Below are 24,758 nucleotides of genomic sequence, written 5' to 3' on the forward strand. Positions count from 1 at the left end.
GTGGGCGGCTTCTGGGAGGAAGAGCCGCCTGGGGGAGAAATCAGTGAGAGGCGCCGAGGTAGGCCATCACCCACCCATTGGCGAACGTCAGGGTCAGCCACGCGATGGCGATAAAGGCCCCATAGCGAATGAGGCTTTGGACGAGGATTGCCCAACCGATCGTGTTGATGTTCGTTTCCACGCTAGTCCGCTCCTCAATGCTCTTGTTGGTGGTGTTCATCGACCGTCACTCCGCCGCTTCTGCAAAGGGATCGCCATCGGCGGGCGGCTCTTCCTTGGAGGTAGCGGCCTTTTCGGCTTCACGGGCCTGTTCCATCGCGGCCAGGATGATTTCCCATCGCTCATCGTACTTGGCGCGGCCCCGGTCATAGCCGGCGTACCAAAGGTCATCCTCGGTGCCGCCGCGAGTGTGACGCGGGTTCCGCTCAAGGCCGTTCAATCCGGTCTCGTAGCCATCACGGTCGATCTGCTGCTCACGGGTGACCCGGTCGGAGAAAAGATCCTTCCCCTGCTGAGGGATGACACCCAGCTTCTCGCGGTTCCGCCGCATCATGTTGAACTTGTCGACGTGCTTCTGCTGGTTGTCCGAGAGCATGACGTCGAGGTAGTCTTTGATCTCGGTGACGTTGAAGCCGTCGTTCTTTGCATCCTTTTCGTGAGCTTTCTCGAGATCTGCGGCGGCTTTCTTCGCGGCGCGATCGGTGATGAGCTTCCGAGTATGGATGGCGAGAAGGACGTCCATATCCTCATCGCTGATCTTGAGATTATGCCCTGCCGTCGCTGCCATCATCCTATCCTTTCTCGTGCCAGCCGAACCTTTTCAGCCAGCGCTTGAGCTTCGTTTTCCAGATCGCGAAGATCATGGTTCTCCTCGTAGCGTTCCCGGTCCCGTTTGATCTCTTCCTGCAGTGCGCGGACCTCCGCCTCGCAGTAGTCGATGTATGCCCGCCGGATCGACGTGAATGCGTCGATCGTGATGGACTTCGCCCTGCCCGCCCGCAGGTGCATGATTTGCCAAAATGAAAGATCGTATTTCCGCGCCAGACGACGGACTGCGTTGTCGATGTCTCCGTTACCGGAGGTCTCTCGTTCGACCATTCTGCGCACATACTCACTGGCTACTGCGGTGCTCATTGTTTTAGGTCCCTGCAATCCCTGCTTATTAGCGTTTGTCGTTTGAACGTGATGCTCTGACACCGTGAATGCGCTCCTTGCCGCCTTGGGTTAGCTTCCTGGTGTCAGCGGAAGCGCTGTGGCTTGGAGCGGTTAGAAAGGACCCCGGCCTAAACCGAAGTCCGAATGTTGGAGAGCGGCGCGATCATGCTTGCCGGCCGACGCGCCCTGCTCTGCTTTACCGATCGAGAGGCGCCCCGTTGTGGGATGCGTAGTCCCGAGAAACAGACGTGAAATTCTTCCGCATCCTGCCGACCAACAGACGGGTCAGCGGGTATTGGAGGAGAAGGAGGCCAGCGATTGCGACATAGACGCTCATGCTTTTGCCCTTTCGTGTTCGGCCTTGGCCCGTTCGAAATTGGCTAGAGCCTCTTCCCAGTTTCGGCCTGAAACTGAATTGCCGGCGGTATCGGAAACGATGACCGTTCCGTCGGGCGTGAATATCGAGGTTGATGATGGTGGCTCTGCAAACTCTTCGGCGAACTTGTCGCGAAGCTCAGCAAGCCATTCGTGGCCGACGGGTTCGCGGGTCATGGCTTGACCTCGCGATAATCCTTTTCAGCGGCGATAAGCTCGCAAGCCTTCTGGACCCCAAGGCCGCAATCAACCCGGTACCAACCGCTCTGATGCCAGAACATGAAAAACGCGAATACGATGCCCCACCCGTAGCCGCTGCTGAGATCAACGCTGACCTTCTTTTCGTCGCTCATGCGCCCGACCCTGCATCTTCGAGGTGGAAATGACCGGACGTCGGCAGTTCAACACCAGCGGCGTTCGCCAGTCGGGCCTTGCCCATCACTGCAGCGACTACGCCGACGTCCGATTGGTGGAAGGGATGCTCAGGCACAACGAACGCCTGCCATGCGACCGGCTGCTCATTCGTGCCAAGGCCAGCCCAGCGGGCCGGCGAGAACTCCGTCTTCGGCGTCCAGTAGGTCCGAACGACCTTGCCGCATTTGGTAGCCAACCAGACAGGCTCGGGAACGAAGTCCGTGAACTCCTGCGTCTCGCCCTTGATTGTGCGAGTGCGGGTTTCGTTGCGTCCATGAGGGGCGGTGGTGAGATCGTGGTTCCACATGATTGAGCCCTCAGAATGGGATGCCATCGTCAGCATCGGGATCGACGCTGATTTCGATGATGCGGGGTTCCTCGGATCGGAAAGCGCTGGTCGCCTCCAACACCACGAAGATGACGTTTGGGTTTACCTTGGCGAGGCGCAGGGCTTCGGCCTTGGCCGCTTCCTGCGACCAATGACGGTAGGCCGGGCCGCGCTGGCCGATGCCAGCCACCATCCAGAATGTTGCCATTGCCGGGATGTGGTCCGCTGCGTCTTCCGTCTGCTCAACCTTGCCCCTGAACAGGACATCAAGCGAGCAGTCCAGAAACTCCGCAATGTCGCCAAGGCGGGAAGCATCGGGATAGATCGCACCCGACTCCCACTGAGCGACAGCGCCTCGTGTAACGCTAAACCTGTCGGCGACCTGCTGCTGTGTGTAGCCGGCGGCGCTCCGGGCTTTCTTGAGGTTTTGGCCGAAGGTGGTCATGCCATCACCTCTTCGACTGGACGCCCCTTGGCAGGCCGTGGGAGAGTGAGGTTGCGAACAGACTCAACCAAGCCAACCAAGGAGCGAACTGAAATGGCCGACAAATTCAAAATCATGGAGATGAAACGCGAGGGCGACCAATGGGCGGTAAAAGTCGCCGTGCCGACCAACATGCTCGGGTTCTCGTCATTCTCGGTAAAGGTCGAAGCAGAGATGAACCCGCCCGGAGGCGGCGTCGTGGATCGCGATATTGCCGACGTCCTGAAGACGGTCGGCAAGCGGACGGCATATGCGTTCCAAGTGCTTGCCAATGTGGCCTTCGAGGCTCTGGACGAGGAGTCAGTGAAGTCGGTCAAAGGCGCGATCCTTCACGACGCAACGCACTCTCCTGATCGAACCTGATCCTGTGGACCCGAGCGCGAACCGCTTTGGCGAACTCCGGCCCGGTGGGAACTTCCTTCCGGGTCCAGTCCGTGAGTTCAAGAAGCTGGCAGAGGTCGGTGAAGTCTTCCGCGCCAATCAACTCCGGCAGGCTTTCGAGGGCGTGTTTCATGGGAGAGCGGTCCTTGAGGCTGGAGACGACCGCAGCAAGGCGCTCCCTCGCGCGGTCGATGTCCGGTTGGATTTTGAGATATTGCTCGTTGAGGCGGTCGTTCATGCTGCGGTCTCCCGCCTAGGAAGGAAATCATCGGCCGACAAGTCGATGCCAATCCCTTTTGCCGCCGCCAATAGAGCCGGAACGTGCTTGAACGGGATCACGCCACCCGTGCCGCCAGATTCTTTGTTGCGGGCCCAGTTAGAAACACGCGTCCTGTGGACGCCAGCTATCTCGGCGACTTTGTTGGGCCCGCCTAAGCGGTCGATGATTGAGCGTGCAGGTTCCATGCCCAATCTTGTAGCGATAATGGCGACAAATGACAATAGGCTTGTAGCGATATTAGAAACATACTTGTCGCCACCCTCTCGCTACAATTGAACCATGAAGGAAAAGACAGCAAAATCAAAGAGCATCAAGGGCCACCTGAACTCATGGGTTAAGGAGGCTATCGAGCACTCGGGGATCAGCCAGACCAAACTCGCTAAGATTTTGGCTGACAGGAAAATCATCACAAGCAACGACCGGTCCATTGTTCAGAAAATGACCACTACGCGAGTGGTTAAAGCGCACGAAGTTTTCGCTATTGCCGAAATCACTGGATTTCCCGCTCCAAACCAGACGGAGGACGATGCGATATTGGTGCCCCGCGTCTCAAAGATCGCGGCTGGCAGCCTGACAGAGCTTGCATCTGTAGATAACTTGGAAGACTTCCCGAGAATTCCAGCCGCGGGACTCTCATTCGGGGTTTGGATCGCCATGGAAGTAGACGGCGGATCAATGGATAAGATTTCCCCGCACGGCTCATTGATATTTGTAAATTTGGCGGACAAGGAGATGGTGTCCGGCCGGTGCTATGTATTCCAAGATGAAGACGGGAGCGCGTCATACAAGCGCTTCTACGCAAACCCGTTGCGATTCGAACCATGGAGCAACGGGGATTATGAGACGTTTTACCCCGACCAGATGCCTAAAATCATAGGAGCTGTTTACAGGACGACGTTCGAAATTTTCACGCCTAAGGTTCGCAACTGATGAGCGATAGCGCACCGCTTTGGCTTGGCGTTCTCGGGGCGGTAACGGGCATTGTCGGCTTGCTCGTATCAATCGCCTCTGCGTGGTATACCCGCCGATCCGCGCTAGCAGCCGAAGGTCCTCCATACCCTGGGATAGAAGTAGCTTCCCATGGATGGGACAGTAGCGAACCTGGCTGGTATCAAATGGATCTGGTGTTCCGGAACAGGACCAACGACGCTTGGGAGATTGTCCGCGCCGCGTCTGTTTTCCCTTTTACCTCGCCGATCCTTTCAACCCAATCTCGGCCATACATAGGCGAAGCTTATATGTCCAACTGGGTTCCTCTTAACGACCTTGAACCAGACAACATGAGGCGCGTGACAGTTGTCGGATCTACTATCGGCCCGATCGGTACGCAGCACCGGCAGGGCCATGGCGGAGAAACGGTTTACTTGACGCTATTCCTACGGCCTTCGGCGTTCTCCAGATCGACCAGACGTCTTTGGGTGTCTCTTAGCCTTGAAGCCAAAACCGAGAGGGTTCGGCATAAAGACATAGACGTCAAAAGAAGGCTGAAGCCGATACCCATCAAGCCGACCTGACCGATAGTGATTACAATCCACTGGGCATTTTCATTGTTCAATTGCACGGGAACCGTCCTACTTCTGTGGGTTAAAGACACACTTCGACCTATCAAGACGTTCTACCTCAAGGCACCGAGGCTCCCGTCCACTTCACCTCTGCCCTATGCCGGCAGCGATGGGATGCTATCAAGTCAGGATATCCGCGACTGCCCGTTTCACCGGTGGGCCAACCCGTCTCAGACCTTGAGGTTATGTTGTCGCGTTTACTCTTCAGACCGCATCCAAGCCATTCAGACGGCGTCTCCCCGTCCTGACAATCTGGTCCAGCCTGGGAACCAGCAACCGCTTGGGATTGATTTGCCGGATTGATCGGCGGCGCGGGGCAAACCCGGAAGACCGCTGCCTTTGTGCCTCCAAGCTTTACTTTCGTGGCGGGAACCTCCGAGCAGACCCACGATTTTCGGCTTTTCAGCACCTCAAGGCAGCCATTCCGCTTTCATCAATTATTGTGATGTGTTAAGCGAAATCATCAAAGCGATGCCATTGAGCGCCGGTCGGATCATCCCGCCGGCGCTTTTCTTTTGGCACATGATTCGAAGCTCCGCAACATTTGTCGCCATTATCGCTACATTTCTTCTTGCATGCCGTAGCGATATTCGCTACAACCATCCTCACAGCACAGCACAGCACAGCGACCACGAAGGCCACGGCCGATCTGATCGCGGAACAAAGGATGGGGATCCGAGCATGGCAAGCATATCTGAAATCGGTCGCGGCAATCAGCAGATCAACCTTCGGGCGCCAGACGGTCTTCATGACCGCATCAAAGAATCGGCTCTCAAAAACGGTCGTTCGCTGAACGCTGAACTGGTCCATAGGCTTGAATCGTCCTTCGAACCTTCTGTCGCGCTGGCACCAGCAATCGCTCAGGTTATCGACGAACATATCGAGCAGCAGGTCAACAGCCGCCTCCGCGCCATTGCCGCTCAGATTGGCGGTGCGTGATGGCCTACGTCAAACGCTTCCAAATCCAGCGCCTCACGGCCTCGAACGCGACCGAATACTACACACTCTTCGCCGGCCAGGATGACTGGACCCGTGACGACATGGATGCGGTCGAGTTCTCCACCTTCGACAAGGCCGCGCACCGTGCCGATCGGGTCGGCGGACTGGTCGTCGAGTTCAGCCGGCAGGCTACCGCCCTCGAGGCGATGATGCTGGAACGCGCCGTCACCAATCATTTCTCAATCGCAGCTGAATGAGGCTCGCCATGACCGCCACCCGACAGAAGAAACTCGAATACATCCGCAGCTTTGGCCCGTACGCGCTGGATCAGGCCGTGACCGCCATGCTGGCACGCAAGGAATCCAACTGGCTGACCGACGACCAGATCGACGACATCACGTCTCAGATGGTCTCCGACGCTCGCTGGACGCAGCACCACAACATGCGGGAACGGGAACTGGCGCAGTCTCGCCGGGCGCTCGCTTATACCGATGCGGGTCGCGTCTACTCTGCTCTTGCTTCGGAGGGTGCACGATGACCGACCTCTTACAGATCGAACAGCAGCCGTGGATGCGAGGCGAGGCATACTACCGTTACACATGCACCAATTGCGGCGAAGAGACAAAAGACACCTATGTCGAGCCTGTCCGAACCAACATGCGGAATGCCCGGCTCTGCTACACCTGCAATCACTGGAACGACTTCGACAAGCAACTCGCCGCTGAACACGGTAAGATGACCATCATTGCTGGTGCGATCTACACGCCCGGCAACAAGACCACCGGTCAGTTTCGCGGAATGGCTGGACGCCGGTTCGATATCGAATACATCGAGCCTTCCGCCTATGCCGGTCAGCGGACGACGACCTTCGATCTGTGGACAGGCGGCGCAATGCCGGATTGGCTTCAGGGCAAATACGCCGATACGGCGGTTTTCCTGAACGGTGCCGAGCGTTGCCAAGTCGGCGAGACCGGCTGCTGGAACCCTTCCGAGAACAAGACGGAGCCTTACCCGCTTCCGATCAAGCTTGTCGCCAAGGCCACCGCCTCCACTCCCACCCGTGAAGGGGGAGAAGCGGCATGAGCAAGATCACCGTTAGCATCGACAGCAGCCGTCCGATCTTCATTGAAGCGGACGCCGACAACTTCGGACAGGTCTTCGCCAACATGAGCGACGAGGACCAGGTCAACGTTCTCCGCGCCATGGTCGAGCACATGAAGCCCCACCGCATCCAGTGGGATTACATCTCAATCGCTCTGGAGAAGGATGAAAACCGCGACGTTCGCGATCAGCTCTCTGTGATCCTGCCGGACATCGCCGCCAAGGATGCGCAGATCGAACGACTGCGGGAGGATACCGAAAGGCTTGCCGACAAGATCGAGGATCTGATCGCTGAGTTTGGCGACGACCCGAAGGCGGCGCTCGAATGCGTGTCTGAGCATTTGCAGCTCCGTCGGCTCAGCAAGCCGGAGGTCTCCTATGCGTAACTGCTGCGCTGCCAACCAGTTCGACGGCTCCTGCGAAGGCGGTGAATGCCGATCCGCCGCCAGACCGATCATCGATCTCCTTGATCGCGCTCCGGTCTTCATGCCGCGGGTTCGCGACTATCTCGCGGTTATCGCCTTCATTTCCATCATCGCCGTGGTCTTCGGCGCCATTACCGAGCTGCGCCAGACAGAGCAGCAATTCCAACTTCAAGCGAGGGTTTGATCATGACTGCACAGTCCATCGGCGCGCTTGCGCTTAACCCGCATGTCGAAGCGCTTAAGGAGCGGTTCAAGGTCATCCCGGATGGGGTCTACTTTGGCATGTCGGAACACGTTTATCACGCGGACCCGGCGCTCGGATCGACCGGGATCAAGAAGCTGATCGATAACGCTCCCGATTATTGGTGGGATTCGCCGCTCAACCCAGCTCGACCGGAAGATGACGACACGCCGGCCAAGGTCTTCGGTCGACAGTTCCATCAATGCGTCCTTGAAGGTGCTGACAAATTCAAGGCTGGTCATGCTCCGCAGACGCTTCCTGGCAACCGCAAGGAAGGCATTGAGGAAATTGCCAAGATCAAGGCCGAAGGCAAGGTGCCAGTCAAGTTCAAGGACTGGTCGAAGATCATGGCAGCGTCGGCATTCATCCGCGCAAACCAGACCCTCGCCAAGGCGTTTGACGGAGGGGTGCCGGAGGTCTCGGTCTTCTGGACTGAGGCAGGCATCCGCTACAAGGTCCGGCTCGATTACCTCAAGATGAATGCCATTGCCGACTTGAAGTCGCTGGCGAACATGCACGGCAAGGAGTTCGGCAGGGCATGCCGCGATGCGATCGCCACCTACGACTATATCGTATCGGCTGAGCATTACCGCCACGGCCGGCTGCAGATGGCCCGCCTGATCAAAGAAGGCGCCGTCTACAACGTCCCGGAAGATCAGATGCCTTGGCTCATCAACGTCGCCAGCAACAAGGCTTTTGCCTTCGTGTTTGTCTTCTACCAGAAGGACGGGGCTCCGATCTCCCATGGGATCAGCTTGTCTCCCGGCAATCCGCTCTTCGGGTATGCTCGGCAGATGATCAACAAGGCCGTCGAGAACTACAAACGCTACATGACCGAGTTCGGGACGGATACCGCGTGGGTGCCGACAACACAGCTGGACGAGCTGCAAGAAACCGATCTGCCGGTCTGGTACCAGCAGCGCCTGACGACGGGGGAATGAGCGATGATCCTCAACGCTGATTACGGCGAGCCGACCGATCCAGTTGTCACCATTCGCATGACGAAGCGACAGGCCGAATGGGCATCCGCCGGCTTGGCAGACATGGCTTGCTGGGTTCGAGGCTTCAACGCCGCCCTGAAAGATGGGGAAAGCGACCGGTCCCCGCTGGGGCTTTCCGAGATCCGGGAACTGAACATTGCGCTCAAGAAGGCGCTGGAGGCATCAGAATGAACCAGGTAACGCAAGCATCTAAGCTCGGCGCGCAGGTCGCTATTACTGGCGGGGATAACGGCTTCGCGGTCACCCCGCAGACCCTCAGCGACATCGTCGAGTTCGCCAAGTTCATGTGCCAGTCGAATGCCGGCATACCGGCTTATCTTCGAGGCAATGCGCCGGATTGTGCCGCCATCACCATGCAAGCGCTCAAGTGGAACTTCGACCCGTTCAGCGTGGCCCAGAAGTCCTACAAGGTGAAGGACGTGCTTGCCTATGAAGCACAGCTGATTGCCGCTGTGGTCAACACACGGTCGGGCATCAAGGGCCGTCTCAAGTATAGCTTCGAGGGCGAAGGCGCGGCTCTCACCTGCACCGTTACGGGCATCTTGGAAGGCGAGGAATATGCCTATACCTCGCCCCCGGTCGGCTCGATCACCACGAAGAACTCTCCGCTGTGGAAGACTGATCCTCAGCAGCAGCTCGGGTACTACTCTGCCCGCTCCTGGGCGCGCCGGTATACGCCGGAAGTCCTGCTTGGTGTCTATGACCGAGACGAGGCTGAAGACTTCCGAGGCCCTGACAAAGCGAAGGATGTCACCCCGGCATTCGACCCGTTCTCAGACGACATCTATACGCCGCCTCAAGGGCAGCAGGACGGTGGACGGACTTGGACCGGGGACATTGCCCACGAAGAGCCACATGACGCGTCTACGGGCGAGATTTTGACCGACAACCGATCCGACGCCGCCGTCCCCCCTCCCGGCGCGTCCGATGCTGACGACGACCTCCAGACGTCAGCGAGTGAGGCCGGGTCTGTCCCCGCGGACCCGGCCTCCACCAAGCTCCCAACGCAGCTCCGCAACCACCTAATGGATTTTGCGCGCAAGGCTTCCACCATCGTGGAAGATGACGCGCTGACGGATGAGGTGAAGGGCAAGACCATCGAGGACATGCTCGTCAACTACCGTGACGTGGTCCCTGAGCCCGCATGGGGCAAGCTCTCGACGATCAAGGTCTGCATGCAGGCGGTATTCGCCGGCAAGCGCACGATCGATCAGGCTAGGACCTTCATCGCGTCGGACCTGCTTGATTGCAAAGTCGAAGAGATTGGAGGCTGACCATGAACTTCCCCCGCCTCTACCTTGATCTCGATGGTGTCATGGCTGATTTCGACGCTCACTTCCCCGCGACCTTCGGGATCGACCACCGCGACCAGGCTGATGACGACATGTGGTCGCTCATCAACTCGCACGACAGCTACTTCCGGGACATGCCTGTATGCGAAGGAGCCAAGAAGTTCTTCGATGCCGTCTCGTGGATCGACCCGATCATCCTGACTGCATGCCCCAAGTCAAACTATGCCCATGTAGCCCGACAGAAGCGGGCATGGGTGCGGGAGCACCTGTCGGAGAACTGCATCATTCTCCCGGTCATGGGCGGACGCAACAAGCCGCTGTTCATGCATGCGCCGGGCGACATCCTGATCGATGACTTCGAGCGCAACATTAAGGCATGGGAGTTAGAAGGCGGGATCGGGATACTGCATCGCGATTTCCTGACGACACGCAATGCTCTTGAGGGCCTGGTCGGCAACACGGGGTTTGCAGCATGAACCGCTACGAAGCCACCATGGCCCAGACCCGCGCCGTCGGGAGACTGAACATCCAGATCGAGGCGGAGAAGCTCGTCAAGCGGATCTATCAGACCCGCAGGCCAGCGGGCTCTGCGAACGAAGACGTCGCCAAGTGGATCACGGATCGGCGATACGGCTACCGCGTCGAAGGTGGGCCGCTTATCCGGCTGACCGAAATCGGCAAGAGATATGCGCGGGAGATCGGATCATGATACTGGCGGATCTCGCACATCTACTTGACCATCCAACGGCAATCGTTGGCACGACTGGCGCCGGCAAGACATTTGCGGCGAAGGGAGCTGTTGAAGTCCTTTTGGCCATAGGGCGCCGGGTTATCATCATTGACCCTACGGGTGCATGGTGGGGCTTGCGCACCGGTGCGGATGGCAACCGCGACGGGGGATTCCCTGTGATGATCTTCGGCGGGGATCATGCTGACGTTGAACTAACGCCGGACGGCGAAAGCGGTAAGGCGCTTGGCAAGGCTCTCGCCAACCGTGACGTGCGGGCGATCATTGACATCTCGTCCATGACCGGCGGTGAGAAGAACCGCTTCCTCACGCCGTTCCTGGAGCAACTTTACGCCGGCAACCGCGCGCCACTTCACTTGATCGTTGATGAGGCCGATGAAGTAGCGGCTCAAAAGCCGGCCGATGGCGAGCAGCGGCTTCTCGGCATCTTCGACAAGATCGTGCGGCGTGGACGGATCAAAGGCTTTCGCCCGCTGATGATCACCCAACGGCCGGCGGTAATCCACAAGAATGTCCTGTCGCAGATCGGAACCCTGATCGCGCTGAAGCTGACGAGCCCGCAAGACCGCAAGGCAATCGACGATTGGGTCAAGGGCAACGCAGACGCAGGGGAAGCGCGCGCCGTCATGTCGTCACTACCGACGCTTGCCCGGGGCGAAGGATGGGTCTGGTCTCCAGCTGCCAACGTACTGGCCAGAACGACATTCCCGGCGATCAAGACATTCGACTCCAGCCGGACTCCGACAGATGGAGAGACGATCGTGCAGCCTGCGCTGACGTCGGTGGACGTTGAAGCGCTTCGAACCGCCATGACGATAGCGGTCACGGATGCAAGCGTCCCCAGCGCTCGTCTGCCGAGCAGAGCCGAGATCGACTCAGCAGAACAGCGCGGCTTTGCTCGAGGCTTGGAACAGGGGATGGCTCGCGGCGCGGCCCTGGTGTTGGACGCAGCACGAGCTGCATCTGAAAGCGTCTGGTCTCCCCTGACAGCGCAGGATCAGGCCAACGTAGCTACTCCACCGGCAGCTCGTGCTGCAGTTCCTGCGGTTGAGAAGTCACAGCCTGTGGCCAAGGCTATTCAGCGCACTGGTGCTTCCGAAAACCCTCTCCTCAACGCCGCAATGCAGGTATATCCGGTGAAGATGACCTGGGCCGGTCTCGCAGCCATGTGCGGGCGCAAAGCCAGCGGCGGTCACTTCAACACAACTCGCAAGCGGCTGAAGGCTGACGGCTTTGTTCGCGAGGAAGGTGATCTGGTGATCCTTCTAAACCCGCCGGACGCGCCGGAAGGCGTCATCCCCGCCGATCTGCTTGAGCAGAACCTTCCCCAGCCGGCACAGAAAATGTTTGCCGCTATCCGCCGCTCGCCCGGCATCGCAATTGACGGCCTTGCGGCCGCTCTCGGCATGCAGCCGCGTGGCGGGCATTGGAACACCGGCATGTCGATCTTGCGGAAGAACGGGCTGATCACGGAGACAGCCGGGATTTGCATCGCAGAGGGTCTGGAAGGAGCAAAGTCATGACTCGCTCGGTGGAAGAATGGTGCGGCCGCACCGACGACGCCAAGGTCCCGGCCCGGGTCAAGATCCGCATCCTGGAGCGCGAGAACTTCATCTGTCATCTCACGGGCGCCAAGATCGACCCGCTGCGGGACGAATGGGACCTTGACCACAAGCATGCCTTGATCCTCGGAGGCGAACACCGGGAGGCAAACCTCTTCCCTGCGCTTCGGGTGTCCATCGCAAGAAGACCGCCGTCGAGATGGGCGTGAAGTCGAAAATCGCACGGGTGAAGAAGAAGCATCTGCTCGGCAAGCCAAAGTCGTCACTCTCTCACCCCAGCCTAAAACGCCTCATGGACGGCACGGTCGTAGACCGCCGGACGGGCGAAGTCATCGGAGGAAGCCAGCCATGACCAACCCAACAGGAGACGCCCTCAAGGCGTATGATGCGCAGATGCGGGTAAAGCCGCTGGAGTGGCGTGATGGACGTAGCGATAAGACCGTCTTTCCGGTCGTTCAAGTCGCCGTCATTCTCGGCGCAGATAATCTTGACGGCCTCGATTATGAGGTAATCGGGCCAGATAGACATAACCTATATGAGGTCGTGTTTGGCAATAAGATTATCAAATCACGCGGGAGTGAGACATGACGACGCCAGTCGATCTTCCCTATTGGCCGGCAGCCATGAACCAGAAACTCGCGGCGGCATACTGCGGTCTTTCCGTCGAACTGTTCAAGCAGCTTTGCCCAGTCAGGCCGCTAAAGTACACAGAATCCACATGGGGGCATAGATATTTGCGCCAACGCCTAGACGAATGGCTGGCTTCTCTCGATCCAAACGTTAAACAATCCTCTGTCGTCAAATTCGAGGATTTCTTCGGTGGTGGTAAAGGTGCAGCTTAAAGGGCTGAATATCCGCCGATCTCGCGGCAAATGGTACGTGTCGTATCGGGCAACGGGCGAAACCTTGATTAAGGGCTTCGTCGGGACGCGGGATCAGCTCGACCGCCAGATTGCTAGCCATGACTTCCGTCTTAAGCACCTGCAAGCCGAAGGCCGCGACAGAAGACCTTCATACGACGAAGGAACCCTTGGCTCGGTGATAAAATGGTTCAAGGAGGAGTGTCCCCGTTGGGATAAGCTTTCCGACGCGAGCAAAGAGGATTACGAAAAGTCGTTTTCATATCTAGACGCAGCCCGCCATGAAACCGCAGGCCCGGTTCTGAATTTCCCAGTCTCGATCATAAACCAGCCAAGCATCTATGGGATGAGAAACAAGGCAGCCAAGGACAAGTGGGAACGATTCGCTGATAAGTTGGTCAGTCACCTCTCAACCATCTTCAAGGAGGCGGTTAAGGTTGGCAAGATGGTACAAAACCCTGCCGGCGGGGTTGAGAAGCTACACAACGCCGATCCTAACGCCAATCATGAGTGGACCGAAACGGAGGTCCAGACGGCGATTTGGCTCGCTCCCGATCATATCCTGACGCCTTTGATTCTAGCTCGATATCAGGGGTTCCGGGGGCAGACTTGCGCAGCCCTCGCTTGGAACCATTATGTGAACGATGCCGAAACTATCAAAGCATTCTCGATCGTAGTGCGGAAGAACAACGAGCCTGGTTGGTTTCCATGCTCGTCCGAGACCCGGAGACACCTTGAGACGCTTGGGAAGAAGTCGCCGCGGATATGTCTCAACAGCGACAGCCGGCCATGGAAGAACGAGAAGGCCATGCAGGGCGCAGTAAGCGACTACCTAAGTGACCTTAAGTTGAGCGGGCTGATCAGGGAGGGATGTACTCTCCATGGCCTACGCGTGACGTATGCCGCGTCGATCAGGCGCAGGGGCTTCGACACTGGGATTGTGGCCGATGCCCTTGGCGATCGCTCAAGGAAGATGGGAGAGCATTACACGCGCCATGTTGAGAAGGAGCGCGGACGACTGGTGGTTTTCCAGTCCGAAAACGGTGTGCAAAAGAAGTGAGTTTGCATTAGATTTCATTGGTTTTCGCCCATATGTTGTGCAAATTACTTTAATAAAATCAATCTACCGAAAGAATTTTAAGTCCCTTGCGTCTACCAGTTTCGCCACGTCCGCGTTTGGCGTCCTGTTTCGTGAACTTCGCGACCTTCGTCAAGCTGTCAAATACGAGAAGCAGTACGCGTCGAGGCGCGTTAGACGCAACGGCGTCTTGATCCGATGTATTCAGCAGCCGTTCAAGATGACGTCAATAAAACGAGTGCTTAGATACGTCGATATGCTGCACCGGAGCGCATGTTCAACAACTGTAAAATATAAGATGGAGGGCTTTCACAATGGAACTCAGTACTGCCAAGACTATGCGTAGAAAATGGAGCGTCGGCATCATGCTCGGGATGTGCTGCCTTACGCTGGCAGGTTGTGTCACTGATGGCGAAGACTACGACGAGACGCCAACCTACAATCGCCCCTCCTATTACAGGCAATACGAAAATAGGCCGCGTTACGACCGACCTCGCTATGATGAGCCCCGCTACGAGCGCCCACGCTACGACCAGTCGCGCTATAATAGCGATGAGGGCCAGGAACGGCAGCGCCATTGGGATCGCGATGAACGCCGCAGGCCGGATGCCGTTCAGGACAATGGCGATGGGCGTGACCACGAACGAGACCAGCGCCGCTTCCGCCGGTTCTGGATGCAAAACGACGATTGAACAGGCTTCCATTCGAAGCTAGAATCAAGAAGGGCGCGATGCCACGGCATCGCGCCCTTCCTGCATTCCAATGATCAAGCCGAAATTTTTGCCGCAATCTTGGCGACATGAGCGCCCTGGAAGTGGGCAGCCTCGAGCTCGACCTGCGACGGCTGGCGTGAGCCGTCGCCGCCGGTGATGGTGCTGGCGCCGTAAGGCGAACCGCCCTTGATTTCTTCGAGGCCCAACTGGCCCTGGAAGGCGTAAGGCAAGCCGACGACGATCATGCCGTGGTGCAGCAGGGTCGGGATGAAGCCGAGAATGGTGGATTCCTGCCCGCCATGCTGCGAGGCGGACGCGGTGAAGACCGAGCCGACCTTGCCCACCAATTTGCCCTGGGCCCAAAGACCCCCCGTCTGGTCGATGAAATTGCGCATCTGCGACGCCACGGTGCCGAAGCGCGTGCCACAGCCAAAGATGATCGCATCGTAATCCGCCAGTTCGTCTGGCGTCGCAATCGGCGCTTCCTGGTCGATCTTGAAATACGAAGCCTTGGCGACGTCTTCCGGAACGAGTTCGGGTACGCGCTTGACCGTCACGTCCGCGCCGGCGGATTTGGCGCCTTCTGCCACGGCATTCGCCATGGTTTCGATGTGACCGTAGGCCGAATAGTATAGAACCAGAACCTTCGCCATGATCTTCTCCTGTTGCTGTATTACGTAATCGGCCTTGCAGCCTTGAGCCGGGGCAGGTTGTAACGGTTTTGCGGCGTTTTGGAACCTCCGCCCAGAGCAGACGCAGTGTTCAACCTTCCGAACTTTATTTCACTTGCAACGACAAATCGATGACAGGAGCGCCCGTCCGCGGATTGTCAGAAAGCACTTTTGTCCCACATTTTTTAGGCCTAGGACTACCAGGTCACGGAGAAACTCATGTCGGAAGCTGCCTCATCATCCCCACTCGTCACGGCTGCCATTCTTGCCATCGGCGACGAACTTCTGTCTGGCCGAACCAAGGACAAGAATATCGGCCATCTGGCCGAACTGCTGACGCTTTCCGGCATCGACCTCAAGGAGGTGCGGATCGTGGCGGACGAGGAAGACGCCATCGTCGAGGCACTCAACGCGCTGCGCACGCGCTACGACTACGTCTTTACCTCTGGGGGCATCGGTCCCACTCATGACGACATTACCGCCGACGCGGTGTCAAAAGCCTTCGGCGTGCCTTGCATCCATGACCCGGACGCGATGCAGCTCCTCGGCGACATGTACAAGCGCCGGGAGATGGAATTCACCGACGCACGCCAGCGCATGGCCCGCATGCCGCAGGGTGCGCGGCACATTCCCAATCCGGTCTCGACGGCGCCCGGCTTTATCATCGGCAATGTGCATGTCATGGCTGGCGTGCCGCAGGTCTTCCAAGCCATGGTGGACAATGTGCTCCCTACGCTGCGTTCGGGCGCCAAGATGCTGTCGCGTGCCGTGCCCTGCCCCTATGGCGAAGGCGATATCGGCACGCTACTCGGCGCGGTCCAGAAGGCGCATCCCAATACCAGCATAGGCTCTTATCCCAAATATGATGGGCAGCGCTTCTCTACAGAGATTGTGGTGCGTGCTCGGGACCAGCAGGCCCTCGATGCGGCGGCCGAGGCCGTGGTCGAGATGATCGCCGGCATCGACAGGGCGAAGACCCCGGCGAACCCGACAGCGGATGCCTGACCTTAACCCGCAGTGCAACGCAGCTTGACGCGGATCAACCAAGACACAGCCGATCTCAGATATCAGCTTCAGTATCGTTTACGTCCCGAGGAAGATGACCATGACCTATAAGACAATCCTCGCCATTCTGGATACACCGCAGAATGCTCGCCAGATCAGCGATTTTGGCGTTGCAGTGGCGTCGCAGTTCTCGGCCCATTTGATTGGCTGCCATGCGGAGACGCTTTCCGCCATGCCGCTGATCGCGCCCATGGAAATTCCCGACCCTGCTGCAATCCAGGTGCTGCAGGAAGTCGCTCAGAAGGAAACAGCCGAGGTAAAGCGGGTTTTCGAGCTTCACGCCGAAGGCAAAGGTGTGCCCACCGAATGGCGCAGCTTTCTGTCCGCAGCCGGCTACAGCTCGAACCCCTTTATGGAATCGGCCCGCGCGGCCGACCTTATTATCGCCAGCCAGAGCGACCCCTCCCATTCGGATCACCGCGCGGATCTGGAAACCTTTCTGTTCGACAGCGGCCGGCCGCTGCTGCTCGTCCCTCACGCCATGACGCAGCTTCAGCCGATCCGGCGCGTCATGATCGCCTGGAACGGATCGCGTGAGGCGGCCCGCGCCACATTCGATTCGCTGCCATTCCTGCAGGCCGCCGAGAGCGTTGAAATTCTTGTCGTGGATCCCCCGGAGCGTTCGAACCAGACCTATCTGCCGGCCGGCGCCGAGATTGCCAACTCGCTGTCTCGCCATGGCGTCAACGCATCCGTCACCAACCATGAAAGCAGCGGAGGATCGCCGGCAGCGGTGATCGAAGCCCGTCTTTCCGGCAAGGACGTCGACCTTCTCGTCATGGGCGGCTACGGCCACTCCCGCTGGTGGGAAATGATCTTCGGTGGCGTTACCCGCAATATCCTCGACTCGATGACGGCGCTGACCCTGCTGTCGCGATAAGCCTGCGATCGGGCGACGACGGGGCGACTATGCGCCTCATGGGGCTGATGGCGATCCCACCTGTTGCCTTGCCCCGTCGATGGCGCCACCGCTCGTCTGGCTATATGCAAGTTCATTATGGAAAGCGCGAGAGCTGGACAGGAAGGCGGCGATATCCGCCAGCCGCCTCGGATCCGCCAATCCTCGTGCATAATACCGGAAGACGATCTTGGCGAGCACATCCAGCTCTGCCCGGTGCACTGCTCCAGTGAGCTTCGCCGAGCGACGCACTGCTTCGCGCATGGTCCGCAGATCATGAAGGGCTATTGCTGCCGGGAAGAAGGACCCGTGGCCAGTCATGGCTTTCCCCTATCGTAGGTGCAACGATGGGAAGAGAATACACGAACAGGAAAACGTGTCAGATTGGGTGCGGAACCGTACGTTATTTTAGCGCGTGATCGAATGCGCAACAGGATTGCTGTTTGCCGCCTTCTTGCCAGGCAGCCGGACTTGCCGCTATTAGCGAGAGCCAACGCATCTCTTGCTAATGGCAGCCACCATCATGTCTCTTCCTGAAAAAGCCTTTCCCGTAACCTGGGATCAGTTTCACCGCGACGCCCGTGCACTTGCTTGGCGCCTTGCCGGCCTCAACCGCAGCTTCCATGCCATCGTGTGCATCACCCGAGGTGGGCTTGTGCCTGCAGCGATCATCTCGCGCGAACTCAACATTCGCCTGATCGAGACGGTCTGCATCGCCTCCTACCATGATTATGTGAACCAGGGCGAGATGACCCTTCTGAAGGCAATCTCGCCGGAGCTCACGAAGAACGAGGGCGAAGGCGTGCTGGTGGTCGACGATCTGACGGATACCGGCAAGACGGCTTCGGAAGTGCGCGCCATGCTGCCCAGGGCCCACTTCGCCTGCGTCTATGCCAAGCCCTCCGGCGTTCCGACCATCGACACCTTCGTGACCGAAGTGAGCCAGGATACCTGGATCTACTTCCCCTGGGATATGGGCTTCACCTACCAGGAGCCGATCGCCAAAGGCCACAAGGGCTGATAATTCCTTTCCAATGTGCTGTTGCGAGAGCCCGCCGGTCCTGCCGTACGGGCTTTTCGAAAGCTTCGGCTGCGGAAGTTGCAGCTGCGCCAGTATGGTACGCACGAAAGTTCACGAAACCCTGTATAAACGGGCTCGCCCATGGCCCGATTTCGTGTCGATTTCTCGATATGCTACAGGCCTGCTGGAATTCGGCGGCGCAAGACACTGAGATTCCTGACGAATTTTCATCCCCGTTATCCACAGCCAAAAACTACAATATCTTGTGGTTATAAAAGCGTTGCATTCTACGCCTTGACGAATCTGAGCTGACGGACGACATTGCCCACAGGTTGCGGCGGCGACTGGACCGGACATAACGAGGCCGGTCTTTTTTCGAGTTCGGACGGAAACATGTGAGGGTTGAACTGGTTTTGACAAACCATTCGCCTACCGGTTTCCTGTGCCTGAAAAGCTGCTGAAACTGTGACTGGCGCTGGCGGAAAGAAACTGTTAATACTATATTTAGTGTTTGCAGCCACCATCCATCACAAGATACAGATAGGCATCCACGATGATTCACTGGATGACGAGATTGGAACCGGCTGCCCATGATGGCGAGCAGCCGGCGCGGACACGTGCGCCCTGAATGCGGCGCCAACTGACGAGGATAAGGCAATGCGCATCGAACGTCGTTTTACCAAGCCCGGCCAGGGCGCCTATGCGGAGATCGAGTTCCGCAAGGCGGTCAGCGAGATCCGCAATCCGGATGGTTCCATCGTCTTCCGGCTCGCGGATATCGACGTCCCGGTCCAATTTTCCCAGGTCGCCACCGACGTGCTTGCGCAGAAGTATTTCCGCAAGGCCGGCGTGCCCAAGGTCATGCGGAAGGTGGAAGAAAACGACGTTCCTTCCTTCCTGTGGCGCTCGGTTGCCGACGAAAGGGCGCTGAAGGATCTGCCGAAGGACGAGCAGTACGGCTCTGAAACCGATGCGCGCCAGGTTTTCGACCGTCTGGCCGGCACCTGGACCTATTGGGGCTGGAAGGGCGGCTATTTCTCGTCGGAAGAAGACGCCTCCGCCTTCAAGGACGAGCTTGCCTACATGCTCGCCACCCAGCGCGTTGCGCCGAATTCGCCGCAGTGGTTCAACACCGGCCTGCACTGGGCCTATGGCATTGACGGCCCCGGCCAGGGACATTTCTACATCGACCCGTTCACGGGCAAGCTCACCAAGTCGAAGTCGGCCTATGAGCATCCGCAGCCGCATGCCTGCTTCATCCAGTCCGTGGAAGACGATCTCGTCAACGAGGGCGGCATCATGGACCTGTGGGTACGCGAGGCGCGCCTGTTCAAGTATGGCTCCGGCACCGGTTCCAACTTCTCCATGCTGCGCGGCGCCGGCGAAAAGCTGTCGGGCGGCGGCCGCTCGTCTGGCCTGATGAGCTTCCTGAAGATCGGCGACCGGGCTGCCGGCGCGATCAAGTCTGGCGGTACGACCCGCCGCGCCGCCAAGATGGTGGTGGTCGATATCGATCATCCGGATATCGAGGAATACATCAACTGGAAGGTCAAGGAAGAGCAGAAGGTGGCGGCTCTCGTCACCGGCTCGAAAATCGTCGCCAAGCATCTAAAGGCGATCATGAAGGCCTGCGTGAACTGCGAAGGCGAAGCCGACGACTGCTTCGACCCCGCCAAGAACCCCGCCCTGAAGCGCGAGATCAAGGCGGCCAAGAAGGACCAGGTTCCGGAAAACTACGTCGGTCGCGTCATCCAGTTCGCCCGCCAGGGCTACAAGGACCTGGAATTCAAGACCTATGACACGGACTGGGATTCGGAAGCCTACCTGACCGTATCGGGCCAGAACTCCAACAATTCCGTTTCGCTGAAGGACGACTTCCTCAAGGCTGTCGAGACCGATGGCGACTGGAACCTGACCGCCCGCAAGGACGGCAAGGTGATGAAGACTCTGAAGGCCCGCGATCTGTGGGAGCAGATTTCCTATGCCGCCTGGGCGTCTGCCGATCCGGGCATCCACTTCAACACCACCATGAATGACTGGCACACTTCGCCGGCCGGTGGCCCGATCCGCGGCTCGAACCCGTGCTCGGAATACATGTTCCTGGACGACACGGCCTGCAACCTTGCCTCGCTGAACCTGCTGCAGTTCAAGGACAAGGACACCAAGCGCATCAACATCGCCGATTACGAGCATGCGGTGCGCCTGTGGACGGTCGTGCTGGAAGTGTCCGTCATGATGGCGCAGTTCCCGTCGCGCCGCATTGCCGAACTCTCCTACGAATACCGCACGCTCGGCCTCGGCTATGCCAATATCGGCGGATTGCTGATGTCGACCGGCATTCCCTACGACTCGTCGGAAGGCCGCGCCATTGCCGGCTCGCTGACCGCCATCATGACCGGCGTCGCCTATGCGACCTCCGCCGAAATGGCGTCAGAACTCGGCCCCTTCCCCAGCTTCGCGCCAAACCGCGAGAGCATGCTGCGGGTCATCCGTAACCATCGCCGCGCCGCCCATGGCGAAGCTTCCGGTTACGAGCAGCTTTCGGTCAATCCGGTACCGCTGATCCATTCGGAGAACCCGGACCAGGATCTCGCCGCCCATGCCAAGGCGGCCTGGGACAAGGCGCTGCAGCTTGGCGAACAGCATGGCTACCGCAATGCCCAGGTATCCGTCATCGCGCCCACCGGCACGATCGGCCTCGTCATGGATTGCGACACGACCGGCATCGAGCCGGACTTCGCCCTGGTGAAGTTCAAGAAGCTTGCCGGCGGCGGCTATTTCAAGATCATCAACGGCGCCGTGCCGGAAGCGCTGCGTACGCTCGGATACACGGAAAGCCAGATCGCCGAGATCGAAGCCTATGCAATCGGCCACGGCAATATCAACCAGGCGCCCGGCATCAACCCCGGCTCGCTGCGCGCCAAGGGCTTTACCGACGAGAAGATCGAGGCGATCAACGGTGCCACCAAAGCAGCCTTCGACATCAAGTTCGTGTTCAACCAGTGGACCCTGGGCGCCGACTTCCTGAAGAACACGCTGAAGGTGACGGACGCACAGCTGTCCGACATGAGCTTCAACCTGCTCGAGCATATCGGCTTCCCGAAGAAGGACATCGAGGCCGCCAATATCCATGTCTGCGGTGCGATGACGTTGGAAGGCGCGCCCTTCCTGAAAAACGAGCATCTTCCGGTCTTCGATTGCGCCAATCCCTGCGGCAAGATCGGCAAGCGCTATCTCTCGGTCGAAAGCCATATCCGCATGATGGCCGCTGCCCAGCCGTTCATCTCGGGTGCGATCTCCAAGACGATCAACATGCCCAATGATGCGACCGTGGAAGATTGCGGCTCGGCCTACATGCTGTCGTGGAAGCTCGGCGTGAAGGCGAACGCGCTCTATCGTGACGGCTCCAAGCTGTCGCAGCCGCTCAACTCCTCGCTGATCGAGGACGAGGACGACGAGGATGCGCTGGAGGACCTGATCCAGGCACCGGCAGCGGCTCAAGCGGTCACCATCACCGAGAAGATCATCGAACGCGTGATCGAACGGGTAACCCGCGAACGGGAAAAGCTGCCGAACCGCCGCCAGGGCTATACCCAGAAGGCCAATGTCGGCGGCCACAAGGTGTATCTGCGCACTGGCGAATTCGGCGATGGCCGCATCGGCGAGATCTTCATCGACATGCACAAGGAAGGTGCCGCCTTCCGTGCGATGATGAACAACTTCGCCATCGCGATCTCGCTCGGCCTCCAGTATGGCGTGCCGCTTGAAGAATATGTGGAGGCCTTCACCTTCACCAAGTTCGAGCCGGCCGGCATTGTGACCGGCAATGACGCGATCAAGAACGCCACGTCGATCCTCGACTACGTGTTCCGCGAACTTGCCGTCTCCTATCTCGGCCGCCATGACCTCGCGCATGTGGATACGTCGGACTTCTCGCAGACGGCGCTGGGCAAGGGCATCCAGGAAGGCAAGACCAACCTGCTGTCCACCGGCTGGACCCGCGGCTACAAGCCGACCCTGATCCAGGGCGGCCAGACGGACCGCACCGGCTCCGAACCGAAGGGCGCGGCGACCGCCGCCCCTGCCCGCGCCTCGGCGAATGTCACTTCGATCGGCGGCGCCTCGTTTGCCGGTTCCGCTGCGCGCAAGCTGGAGACCACGGTCGCCATCTCGACTTCCGAAGTCGTCTCCTTCAAGCGTGATTATGAGGAGCGCGCCAAGGAACTGACGGAAGAGATCGCCGAGGAAGCGCTTGCCGACGAAGGCCAGCAGGCTGCCACCGCCCTCTTCTCCGACAAGGCGGAAGCGGACGCCGCCGCTGCCAAGGCGGAGGCCAAGAAGATGGAGAAGGAACGGCGCATCCGCTCCATCGCGCAGGGCTATACGGGCAATATGTGCGGCGAGTGCCAGAACTTCACCATGGTGCGCAACGGCACCTGCGAAAAGTGCGACACATGCGGCGCAACCAGTGGCTGCAGCTGATAAGTGCAGGGATTAGCGGAGTAACAACCGCTTCCGGCAAAACAACTAGGTGAGCTGATCCCCGCGGTGATTGATTTCGTCGCGGGGATTTTCTTTTGTTGAATGATGTCAGTTGTGCAGGCGCTTTGCCAAGCCCTTGTCGTAGCCCTCACAAACGCGTGTCCCTGGCTCGCACTTCGCTGCCCATCAACCTCCCGTTAGCATTTCATTGACCATAATCGACGCCTGGTTCGCCGGAGCTGGCCGCAGCCTGCCGCTCCGCCTTCATGTGTTCGGTCAAGCGGGTGTGTCGTGTTTCAGTCTCTTTCGCTTCTGTCGCCGCCGATTTCCGGCAGCTTCGTTTCAGGCCTTCTGGCAAGGCTGATTGGTGGTTTTGCCCGGGCATTGCGGACGGCCGCGGTGACGTTTGCAGCACTGGTCGGATCGGTCGCCGGCGCCGAGGCGGAGGATAGGGCGCTGAAGCTGTTCTTCACCCACACGGGCGAGCGGGCCGAAATCACCTATAAGCGCGACGGTCGGCTCGATCCCAAGGGTCTCGCGCAGATGAACCATTTCCTGCGCGACTGGCGCCGCAACGAGACCGCGCGAATCGACCCGCGCCTGCTCGATCTGGTCTGGGAGATCTATGATCGAAGCGGCGCCGAGGGGCCGATCCATATCGTGTCCGGCTACCGGTCGCCCTCAACCAACAGCATGCTCAAGGGCCGTTCCCGCGTGTCCGGCGTCGCCACCAAGAGTCAGCACATGCTGGGCCGCGCCGTGGATTTCTACATCCCAGGCATCAAGCTCTCCACGCTGCGGGCGCTTGCGATCCAGTTGCAGGGCGGCGGCGTCGGCTATTATCCGACATTCGTGCATGTCGATGTCGGCAATGTCCGGGCCTGGCCGCGCATGTCGCGGCAGGAACTCGCCCGACTGTTTCCCGATGGGCGCACCGTGCATATGCCGGCCGATGGCAGGCCGCTTTCGGGCTATACGCAGGCGGTTGCCCAATACAAGCGGCGGGGCGCGGCTGCGAAATCGGTCGAGATCGCCAGCGCACCGATTGAGGAGGGCGAAGACGAGCTTCCGTCGCGCCGCAGTGTTGCGACAGCCATGCTGCCAACGCCCCGCAGCCGGGCGGAAATGGCGCTTGCGGCTCAGGTTCGTGCGCCGGCAGCATCGGCATCGGCGCCCGCTCCGGGCTTCACCGATCTCGCATCGCTTGCGGTGCCGACGCCAGCCTTACGCCCTTCTCCACCAATCGGACGTCCAGTCGAGACTGCAGCACTGGACGTTACCCGCCCTGCCCCGGCAGCAGGCATTGCCCCGGATGGACCTCCCGCGCGGGCATTCGCAGCCGCGCCTACTCTGGTTCAAGGCTTTGGTCGGGAAATCGGTGGTGGGTCGGGGCAAACGACCGCATCGATCGCGTCTCTCCCGATCGGCAGTGCGGATATGGAACCGGAAGACGCGTTCGACGGACAGGAGGCCCTGCTCGCCTGGGCCGTCTCACCACCCGGCAGCACGCTGGAAATGACGGCGCCTTATGTGGTGGAGCGGGCGCTCGCCGACCACACGGCCCAGACAACTCCAGCGCCGCTGCCGCTTGCGGCTTCCGACAGATTCGACGGCGGTCGCTTCTGGTCGGACGGCTGAGCATGTCATCAAGCATGCGGCTGCCCGTCCGAAACGACGATCAG

At 59.2% G+C, this 24,758-nt stretch carries 36 protein-coding genes; 25 read left to right on the forward strand and 11 right to left on the reverse strand.

Annotation, left to right across the window (positions count from 1 at the left end; all coding sequences use genetic code 11):
• Positions 1 to 40 precede the first annotated feature (40 nt).
• The 7 genes from EPK99_RS06565 to EPK99_RS06595 all read right to left on the reverse strand — a co-directional run bounded on the left by EPK99_RS06565 (position 41) and on the right by EPK99_RS06595 (position 2,717).
• Entirely contained in the window at positions 41 to 220 is a 180-nt protein-coding gene (locus tag EPK99_RS06565; protein ID WP_128442266.1) for a hypothetical protein, read from the reverse strand.
• Positions 221 to 226: 6 nt separating this feature from the next.
• A complete protein-coding gene (locus EPK99_RS06570) occupies positions 227 to 787 on the reverse strand; it encodes a hypothetical protein (RefSeq protein WP_128442267.1) in 561 nt (186 codons plus the stop codon).
• Positions 787 to 1,134 carry a hypothetical protein gene (locus EPK99_RS06575; protein ID WP_128442268.1) on the reverse strand — a complete coding sequence of 116 codons (348 nt, stop codon included), beginning with the start codon at positions 1,132 to 1,134 and terminating at the stop codon, positions 787 to 789. The genes EPK99_RS06570 and EPK99_RS06575 overlap by 1 nt, the downstream gene beginning before the upstream one ends.
• Before the next feature lie 354 nt (positions 1,135 to 1,488).
• The gene (locus EPK99_RS06580) at positions 1,489 to 1,707 is read right to left on the reverse strand and encodes a hypothetical protein (RefSeq protein WP_128442269.1); all 219 of its coding nucleotides are present in this window, start codon (positions 1,705 to 1,707) and stop codon (positions 1,489 to 1,491) included.
• Positions 1,704 to 1,883: a hypothetical protein gene (locus tag EPK99_RS06585; protein WP_128442270.1), complete on the reverse strand. Its 180-nt coding sequence runs from the start codon at positions 1,881 to 1,883 to the stop codon at positions 1,704 to 1,706. The genes EPK99_RS06580 and EPK99_RS06585 overlap by 4 nt, the downstream gene beginning before the upstream one ends.
• Positions 1,880 to 2,278, reverse strand: a complete 399-nt coding sequence (locus EPK99_RS25680; RefSeq protein ID WP_245582419.1) for a hypothetical protein — start codon at positions 2,276 to 2,278, stop codon at positions 1,880 to 1,882. Before EPK99_RS25680 ends, EPK99_RS06585 begins: the two co-directional genes overlap by 4 nt.
• Complete coding sequence (locus EPK99_RS06595) at positions 2,262 to 2,717, reverse strand: helix-turn-helix domain-containing protein (RefSeq protein ID WP_128442271.1); 456 nt, start codon at positions 2,715 to 2,717, stop codon at positions 2,262 to 2,264. Before EPK99_RS06595 ends, EPK99_RS25680 begins: the two co-directional genes overlap by 17 nt.
• Positions 2,718 to 2,810: 93 nt before the next feature.
• Here EPK99_RS06595 and EPK99_RS06600 point away from each other — a divergent pair, with 93 nt between their 5' ends.
• Positions 2,811 to 3,119, forward strand: coding sequence for a hypothetical protein (locus EPK99_RS06600; protein WP_128442272.1), 309 nt, complete (start codon positions 2,811 to 2,813; stop codon positions 3,117 to 3,119).
• Here the strand turns inward: EPK99_RS06600 and EPK99_RS06605 are convergent.
• Both EPK99_RS06605 and EPK99_RS06610 read right to left on the reverse strand, forming a co-directional pair.
• Positions 3,070 to 3,375, reverse strand: coding sequence for a hypothetical protein (locus EPK99_RS06605; protein ID WP_128442273.1), 306 nt, complete (start codon positions 3,373 to 3,375; stop codon positions 3,070 to 3,072). The genes EPK99_RS06600 and EPK99_RS06605 overlap by 50 nt on opposite strands.
• Complete coding sequence (locus EPK99_RS06610; RefSeq protein ID WP_128442274.1) at positions 3,372 to 3,602, reverse strand: carph-isopro domain-containing protein; 231 nt, start codon at positions 3,600 to 3,602, stop codon at positions 3,372 to 3,374. Before EPK99_RS06610 ends, EPK99_RS06605 begins: the two co-directional genes overlap by 4 nt.
• Before the next feature lie 94 nt (positions 3,603 to 3,696).
• On the opposite strand from EPK99_RS06610, the gene EPK99_RS06615 reads away from it, so the two are divergent.
• The 19 genes from EPK99_RS06615 (at position 3,697) to EPK99_RS06690 (ending at position 14,918) form a co-directional block, all read left to right on the forward strand.
• Complete coding sequence (locus EPK99_RS06615) at positions 3,697 to 4,347, forward strand: S24 family peptidase (RefSeq protein WP_128442275.1); 651 nt, start codon at positions 3,697 to 3,699, stop codon at positions 4,345 to 4,347.
• A 971-nt stretch (positions 4,348 to 5,318) separates the two neighbouring features.
• A complete protein-coding gene (locus EPK99_RS25475) occupies positions 5,319 to 5,918 on the forward strand; it encodes an Arc family DNA-binding protein (protein ID WP_205909077.1) in 600 nt (199 codons plus the stop codon).
• Positions 5,918 to 6,175 (forward strand): hypothetical protein, encoded by a 258-nt coding sequence (locus tag EPK99_RS06625; RefSeq protein ID WP_128442276.1) that lies wholly within the window; start codon positions 5,918 to 5,920, stop codon positions 6,173 to 6,175. The genes EPK99_RS25475 and EPK99_RS06625 overlap by 1 nt, the downstream gene beginning before the upstream one ends.
• An 8-nt stretch (positions 6,176 to 6,183) precedes the next feature.
• The gene (locus EPK99_RS06630; RefSeq protein ID WP_128442277.1) at positions 6,184 to 6,456 is read left to right on the forward strand and encodes a hypothetical protein; all 273 of its coding nucleotides are present in this window, start codon (positions 6,184 to 6,186) and stop codon (positions 6,454 to 6,456) included.
• Positions 6,453 to 7,001, forward strand: coding sequence for a hypothetical protein (locus EPK99_RS06635; RefSeq protein ID WP_128442278.1), 549 nt, complete (start codon positions 6,453 to 6,455; stop codon positions 6,999 to 7,001). The genes EPK99_RS06630 and EPK99_RS06635 overlap by 4 nt, the downstream gene beginning before the upstream one ends.
• Positions 6,998 to 7,405, forward strand: coding sequence for a hypothetical protein (locus EPK99_RS06640; protein WP_128442279.1), 408 nt, complete (start codon positions 6,998 to 7,000; stop codon positions 7,403 to 7,405). Before EPK99_RS06635 ends, EPK99_RS06640 begins: the two co-directional genes overlap by 4 nt.
• On the forward strand, positions 7,398 to 7,628 hold the full coding sequence (locus EPK99_RS06645; RefSeq protein ID WP_128442280.1) for a hypothetical protein: 231 nt from the start codon (positions 7,398 to 7,400) through the stop codon (positions 7,626 to 7,628). Before EPK99_RS06640 ends, EPK99_RS06645 begins: the two co-directional genes overlap by 8 nt.
• 2 nt (positions 7,629 to 7,630) lie before the next feature.
• A complete protein-coding gene (locus EPK99_RS06650; protein ID WP_128442281.1) occupies positions 7,631 to 8,626 on the forward strand; it encodes a PD-(D/E)XK nuclease-like domain-containing protein in 996 nt (331 codons plus the stop codon).
• Positions 8,627 to 8,629: 3 nt separating this feature from the next.
• The gene (locus EPK99_RS25250) at positions 8,630 to 8,857 is read left to right on the forward strand and encodes a hypothetical protein (RefSeq protein WP_164901720.1); all 228 of its coding nucleotides are present in this window, start codon (positions 8,630 to 8,632) and stop codon (positions 8,855 to 8,857) included.
• The gene (locus EPK99_RS06655; protein ID WP_164901721.1) at positions 8,854 to 9,960 is read left to right on the forward strand and encodes a recombinase RecT; all 1,107 of its coding nucleotides are present in this window, start codon (positions 8,854 to 8,856) and stop codon (positions 9,958 to 9,960) included. Before EPK99_RS25250 ends, EPK99_RS06655 begins: the two co-directional genes overlap by 4 nt.
• 2 nt (positions 9,961 to 9,962) lie before the next feature.
• Positions 9,963 to 10,454, forward strand: coding sequence for a 5' nucleotidase, NT5C type (locus EPK99_RS06660; protein WP_128442283.1), 492 nt, complete (start codon positions 9,963 to 9,965; stop codon positions 10,452 to 10,454).
• Positions 10,451 to 10,687: a hypothetical protein gene (locus tag EPK99_RS25255; RefSeq protein ID WP_164901722.1), complete on the forward strand. Its 237-nt coding sequence runs from the start codon at positions 10,451 to 10,453 to the stop codon at positions 10,685 to 10,687. The genes EPK99_RS06660 and EPK99_RS25255 overlap by 4 nt, the downstream gene beginning before the upstream one ends.
• Positions 10,684 to 12,249 carry an ATP-binding protein gene (locus tag EPK99_RS06665; protein WP_164901723.1) on the forward strand — a complete coding sequence of 522 codons (1,566 nt, stop codon included), beginning with the start codon at positions 10,684 to 10,686 and terminating at the stop codon, positions 12,247 to 12,249. Before EPK99_RS25255 ends, EPK99_RS06665 begins: the two co-directional genes overlap by 4 nt.
• Positions 12,246 to 12,497, forward strand: a complete 252-nt coding sequence (locus tag EPK99_RS25685) for a hypothetical protein (protein ID WP_245455762.1) — start codon at positions 12,246 to 12,248, stop codon at positions 12,495 to 12,497. The genes EPK99_RS06665 and EPK99_RS25685 overlap by 4 nt, the downstream gene beginning before the upstream one ends.
• Positions 12,494 to 12,640 (forward strand): hypothetical protein, encoded by a 147-nt coding sequence (locus tag EPK99_RS25690; protein WP_245455764.1) that lies wholly within the window; start codon positions 12,494 to 12,496, stop codon positions 12,638 to 12,640. The genes EPK99_RS25685 and EPK99_RS25690 overlap by 4 nt, the downstream gene beginning before the upstream one ends.
• Entirely contained in the window at positions 12,637 to 12,876 is a 240-nt protein-coding gene (locus EPK99_RS06675; RefSeq protein WP_128442285.1) for a hypothetical protein, read from the forward strand. The genes EPK99_RS25690 and EPK99_RS06675 overlap by 4 nt, the downstream gene beginning before the upstream one ends.
• Positions 12,873 to 13,130, forward strand: a complete 258-nt coding sequence (locus EPK99_RS06680) for a hypothetical protein (protein WP_128442286.1) — start codon at positions 12,873 to 12,875, stop codon at positions 13,128 to 13,130. Before EPK99_RS06675 ends, EPK99_RS06680 begins: the two co-directional genes overlap by 4 nt.
• Positions 13,108 to 14,208 (forward strand): site-specific integrase, encoded by a 1,101-nt coding sequence (locus EPK99_RS06685; RefSeq protein ID WP_128442287.1) that lies wholly within the window; start codon positions 13,108 to 13,110, stop codon positions 14,206 to 14,208. The genes EPK99_RS06680 and EPK99_RS06685 overlap by 23 nt, the downstream gene beginning before the upstream one ends.
• Before the next feature lie 332 nt (positions 14,209 to 14,540).
• Entirely contained in the window at positions 14,541 to 14,918 is a 378-nt protein-coding gene (locus EPK99_RS06690; RefSeq protein WP_128442288.1) for a hypothetical protein, read from the forward strand.
• 74 nt (positions 14,919 to 14,992) lie between these two features.
• Here the strand turns inward: EPK99_RS06690 and wrbA are convergent, their stop codons facing one another.
• Positions 14,993 to 15,592, reverse strand: a complete 600-nt coding sequence (wrbA, locus tag EPK99_RS06695) for an NAD(P)H:quinone oxidoreductase type IV (protein ID WP_128442289.1) — start codon at positions 15,590 to 15,592, stop codon at positions 14,993 to 14,995.
• 237 nt (positions 15,593 to 15,829) lie between these two features.
• Here wrbA and EPK99_RS06700 point away from each other — a divergent pair, with 237 nt between their 5' ends.
• Both EPK99_RS06700 and EPK99_RS06705 read left to right on the forward strand, forming a co-directional pair.
• Positions 15,830 to 16,615, forward strand: coding sequence for a competence/damage-inducible protein A (locus EPK99_RS06700; RefSeq protein WP_128442290.1), 786 nt, complete (start codon positions 15,830 to 15,832; stop codon positions 16,613 to 16,615).
• Between the two features lie 100 nt (positions 16,616 to 16,715).
• Positions 16,716 to 17,555, forward strand: coding sequence for a universal stress protein (locus tag EPK99_RS06705; RefSeq protein ID WP_128442291.1), 840 nt, complete (start codon positions 16,716 to 16,718; stop codon positions 17,553 to 17,555).
• 36 nt (positions 17,556 to 17,591) lie between these two features.
• On the opposite strand, the gene EPK99_RS06710 is transcribed toward EPK99_RS06705, so the two are convergent.
• The gene (locus tag EPK99_RS06710; protein WP_128442292.1) at positions 17,592 to 17,894 is read right to left on the reverse strand and encodes a hypothetical protein; all 303 of its coding nucleotides are present in this window, start codon (positions 17,892 to 17,894) and stop codon (positions 17,592 to 17,594) included.
• A 202-nt stretch (positions 17,895 to 18,096) separates the two neighbouring features.
• Between EPK99_RS06710 and gpt the strand changes: the two genes are divergently transcribed.
• The 3 genes from gpt to EPK99_RS06725 all read left to right on the forward strand — a co-directional run bounded on the left by gpt (position 18,097) and on the right by EPK99_RS06725 (position 24,714).
• Positions 18,097 to 18,594, forward strand: a complete 498-nt coding sequence (gene gpt / locus EPK99_RS06715; RefSeq protein ID WP_128443339.1) for a xanthine phosphoribosyltransferase — start codon at positions 18,097 to 18,099, stop codon at positions 18,592 to 18,594.
• A 657-nt stretch (positions 18,595 to 19,251) separates the two neighbouring features.
• The gene (locus EPK99_RS06720; RefSeq protein ID WP_128442293.1) at positions 19,252 to 23,076 is read left to right on the forward strand and encodes a vitamin B12-dependent ribonucleotide reductase; all 3,825 of its coding nucleotides are present in this window, start codon (positions 19,252 to 19,254) and stop codon (positions 23,074 to 23,076) included.
• Between the two features lie 291 nt (positions 23,077 to 23,367).
• The gene (locus EPK99_RS06725; RefSeq protein WP_128442294.1) at positions 23,368 to 24,714 is read left to right on the forward strand and encodes a peptidoglycan L,D-endopeptidase MepK; all 1,347 of its coding nucleotides are present in this window, start codon (positions 23,368 to 23,370) and stop codon (positions 24,712 to 24,714) included.
• The last annotated feature ends 44 nt before the right edge of the window (positions 24,715 to 24,758 follow it).

This window comes from Neorhizobium lilium (assembly GCF_004053875.1).
Lineage (GTDB): Bacteria > Pseudomonadota > Alphaproteobacteria > Rhizobiales > Rhizobiaceae > Neorhizobium > Neorhizobium lilii.